Here is a 3,601-nt window from a genome sequence, read left to right on the forward strand (position 1 = left end):
CCTAGATCGGCATTCAGGCCCCTGACCTGCGGTTTCACAACCGCAGGTCTTTGTTTTTCGCCCTCGGTAGGCAGCTGACGGTGCCCGCATGCAGCTGTAAGACCATGATCAGGGGATATACACGGGATGATTTTGCGTTTCCGCAGGTCAGGCTTTTTCTTAGGTCATTCGGGCCACCGGCAACCCCGCTACGAGCGCCCGACACCGAACAGGTATAGCCGTTGATCGCGCCAAAGGACGTGCGTAAGTTCCGGCTCGAAGTGCACGCCCGCCTGACCCCTGCCGCAACGCTGGGACGACGCGCTGGCCGAGAGCGAGACTGAAGCCGCAGCGATCGCCGAGCGGCGGCGGCGCTGCCGCATCCCCGACGATCAGCGGCACCATCCCAAATGGCAGTAGGTCCTGGAGACGCTCGATGAGCTGGCCTCCTGGGGACAGGTGCCGCCGCTGGTAGTGGCCGACTTCGCTACGGCGATGTGACCGCGCTCCGGCTTGGCCAGACCGAGCGCGGCCTGCCGTACGTGGTCGCCGTCAAGGGCGGCACCAGTCGTATACCGCCGATGTTGTCCCCGAGACGGTGCTCTACTCCGGCAACGGCCGCCGCCCGGTGGCCAACCGCAGCGCGCCCTCCAGCCTGCGCGAGTTGGCCTGGCCGCCGGACGAAGCAGTCTGCGCCGGGTGAGCAGGCGGCGGGGCACCAAGAAGAGCAGAGCAACCCGGCCGCCACGATGCGCTTCCCCTTCCTCGTACTGCGCGTGCGGCCTGCAAACAGTGACATCCCCCGAGGCGGTGACGGGTATATGCCCGACTGCTGGCTCCTGGTGGAACGGCTACCCGGCGGGAGCGAGCCCACCGACTGGCTGTCCACCCCGCTGGCCAACATTCTGTTCGCGGGTGTGGATGTCATGCGGTTGTCGTCGTAGCGTAAGGGGATCTCGTCCCCGAGCGACTTCCAGGGCCTCAGCCGTGAGGAGCTGCTGACTGCACTGGTGAAGCGGGATGCGGTGATCGCGGTGCTGCTGGCCGAGGTCGCGCAGTTGAAGCGGCGGGCGGGGATGGATTCGTCGAACTCCTCGATGCCGCCGGGCTCAGACGGGCCGGCGGCGCGGGCCAAGCGCGCGAAGAAGGCCAAGGGGCGCTCGCCCCGGCCGCGCGGCGGTCAGCCGGGGCATGAGGGGCATGGGCTGGCCTGGCGCAACGATCCGGACGAGATCATCGTCCTGGTTCCGGACGCGTGCGCCGGCTGCGCTCACCCGCTGGCCGGCCTGCCGGGTGAGGTCGGCACGCGGGTGCAGGTGTTCGACACCCCGCCGATCCGGCTGCGGGTGAGCGAGTACCGGATGGTGCAGGCGTCCTGTCCGCTCTGTCGCCGCATGACCCGGGCGGCGGCACCGGCCGGGCTGGCCGGGCCGTGTTGTTACGGCCCGAACGTGCGGGCCGCGACTGCGCTGCTGGCCTGTGCCGGGCATATGAGCATTGAGCGGGCCGCGGATCTGGTGGGTGTGCTGCTGGACGCGCCGGTCTCGACCGTGTTCACCGGCGGCCTGGTCAAGCGCGTCGCCGACCACCTGGCCCGGTTTTGAGGCCGCGCTGAAGACCGCGTTGCGGGCCGCACCGGTGCTGCACCACGATGAGACCCCCGCCCGGGTCGCCGCCGATGACGGTGATCGGCTGCTGTATGTCTATACCGCCCGCGCCGGCCGGCTGCTCTGGTTCGGCGCCGCGGCCGGGCGGGGCCACGCCGAGCTAGACGGGTTCGGGATTCTGCCCGGTTACCGGGGCACCCTGGTGCGCGACGACTACGCCGGCTATGCCAAGTACGACCGGCACCTGGCCGGCGTGCAGCTGTGCTGCGCGCACCTGCTGCGCTCGCTGCGCGGGCTCGGCGAGCTGGACGGCGAGGGCAGCCGGGTGCAGCGCTGCTGGACCGAGCCGGTGATGAGCGCGCTGACCGACGCCAAGGCCGCGGTCACCCAGGCCCGGCGCCCAGGGGGCCACCTTCGTGGAGGCGCAGGTGCTGGACGGGCTGCGCTCCCGTAACGACCATGCGGTGGCCTGGGGGGTGGTCACCAACGCCCACCGTGACTGGCCGACCGGCCGACATCCCGGCTACACCCTGGCAAGGCGGCTACAAGCCCGCGCCAACCAGGTCTGGAGGTTCAGCGTCGACTTCGCCGTGCCTTTCACCAACAACCCGTGCGAGCAGCCCCAGCGGATGGTGAAGCTGCAGATGAAGATCGGCGGCTGCTGGCGCAGCGTCCGCACCGCTGCCCGCTACTGCCTGATCCGCTCCTACCTCGGCACCGCCTGCAACCACGGCATCCACCCACTCGACGCCCTTCGTGACGCCCTGGCCGGCAACCCCTGGATGCCGCTACGAACGCTTGCTCAATCACGGGCGTGAATGGATACCGGCGATCAACTCCTGGAGTTGGGGTATAGGTCATCGGCTATCTCCGCACACCTCCGCCGAGGATAGCCTCAGGCGCCCGGCCGAGTCATGCTGTGGTCCCCGGGGCCGTCCGATTCAGGCTGACGGCATGGGGCCGACGGTCGCCCCCACGTGAAGTCTCTCCATCCACGCCGGGTCCAAGCGTATGGAGGTGATTTTCTCCGCCAGTGTCAGCGTTGCCGCAAACCAGTTCTGACGCCATGCGTCGAGATCTACGCCCTGATCGACGACCCATCCCACCTCTGCCAGATCGGGTTCAGTGGTGTTCAGGGTCAGCGGGTCGAAGGTATAGAGCACATGGCCGTGCTCGGCCCAGTTGACGTAGGCATCCCCGTTGACGGTCCAGTAGAGACTCAGGGCGGCTCCGTTCAAGGAGAGCCGCTTCAACAATGCGGATGACATTCCGCGGTAGCTCATCGGCTCCACCACCACCACCCAGTCGCCCTGCTGATCGAGCAGGATGGCGCCGTCGCTCGGGTCGTCGGGATTGAGGTCGCTCCCTTCTTCGTATATGTCCTCGAAATCAGCCTCCCGTGTCCGGAGAGGGTCTCCGCCAAAAAGGCGGACGCATTCCGGCAAGGACAGACCACCAACCCAGGTGATGCAGGTAGGTTCTTCGAAAATTAGGTGTGTCGTCGCGTTATAGGCGTCGAATATGTCGTTCAACATGACCCCGCAAGGATGATGCGGCATGAGCGTGCATGCACGCTCATGCCGCATCCAGATCCGAATCGGCTAGATGATCCTAGCCGTCTACCGTACAGCCGTCCAGATGGAAAAGCTCCTCCGGCGTTGGGTTGGTCGCCATGTATCCGGGTGCATCGCTCCTCGGACGGTTCGTCTCTTTGGAGATCGTGTCGACCCAGAACTCGTCGGTTTCCAGCAGTCGGACGCGGTTATACCAGGCCCCCAGTCTGCTGCCCGCCGCACAGTTATCATCTTTTTCGATCACCGCCACCGAGAACTGGTAATCTGTCTTACTCGCGCCCTGCAGAGTCGATGCGAATGGATATTCATCGCAGCTGTCGGGGTCATAGTACTTACGGATGAACAGCTCGCAGGTGGCGACAGCCTTCTTCCGGTTTAGGTTTGGGATAGTCCCCGGGACCTTCGCACTGGCTCTGGTGTGCTTCAGGCAGCCACCATAGG

Annotated in this window: 6 protein-coding genes; 4 read left to right on the forward strand and 2 right to left on the reverse strand. The window is 66.4% G+C overall.

The genetic code is table 11. From position 1 onward, the window contains the following. Positions 1–800 precede the first annotated feature (800 nt). The 4 genes from V5E28_RS48660 (at position 801) to V5E28_RS48675 (ending at position 2,404) form a co-directional block, all read left to right on the forward strand. Positions 801–923: a hypothetical protein gene (locus tag V5E28_RS48660; RefSeq protein ID WP_336217132.1), complete on the forward strand. Its 123-nt coding sequence runs from the start codon at positions 801–803 to the stop codon at positions 921–923. A gap of 66 nt (positions 924–989) precedes the next feature. Continuing rightward, positions 990–1,583 carry a DUF6444 domain-containing protein gene (locus V5E28_RS48665; RefSeq protein ID WP_336217133.1) on the forward strand — a complete coding sequence of 198 codons (594 nt, stop codon included), beginning with the start codon at positions 990–992 and terminating at the stop codon, positions 1,581–1,583. Positions 1,584–1,602: 19 nt separating this feature from the next. Next, entirely contained in the window at positions 1,603–2,040 is a 438-nt protein-coding gene (locus V5E28_RS48670) for an IS66 family transposase (RefSeq protein WP_336217134.1), read from the forward strand. Beyond that, positions 2,003–2,404 carry an IS66 family transposase gene (locus tag V5E28_RS48675; protein WP_336217135.1) on the forward strand — a complete coding sequence of 134 codons (402 nt, stop codon included), beginning with the start codon at positions 2,003–2,005 and terminating at the stop codon, positions 2,402–2,404. Before V5E28_RS48670 ends, V5E28_RS48675 begins: the two co-directional genes overlap by 38 nt. A gap of 123 nt (positions 2,405–2,527) precedes the next feature. Here the strand turns inward: V5E28_RS48675 and V5E28_RS48680 are convergent, their stop codons facing one another. Together V5E28_RS48680 and V5E28_RS48685 are read right to left on the reverse strand one after the other, a co-directional pair. Further along, on the reverse strand, positions 2,528–3,121 hold the full coding sequence (locus V5E28_RS48680) for a DUF6461 domain-containing protein (protein WP_336217136.1): 594 nt from the start codon (positions 3,119–3,121) through the stop codon (positions 2,528–2,530). A 76-nt stretch (positions 3,122–3,197) separates the two neighbouring features. Next, the coding region (locus tag V5E28_RS48685; RefSeq protein WP_336217137.1) for a NucA/NucB deoxyribonuclease domain-containing protein at positions 3,198–3,601 on the reverse strand (404 nt) is incomplete at its 5' end.

Source organism: Nonomuraea sp. LPB2021202275-12-8, assembly GCF_037044575.1.
Classification (GTDB): Bacteria; Actinomycetota; Actinomycetes; order Streptosporangiales; family Streptosporangiaceae; genus Nonomuraea.

Coding starts and splice junctions, on each gene's coding strand:
- V5E28_RS48660 (WP_336217132.1), top strand. CDS start 801: ATGCCCGACTGCTGGCTCCTGGTGGAACGGCTACCCGGCGGGAGCGAG.
- V5E28_RS48680 (WP_336217136.1), bottom strand. CDS start 3,121: ATGTTGAACGACATATTCGACGCCTATAACGCGACGACACACCTAATT.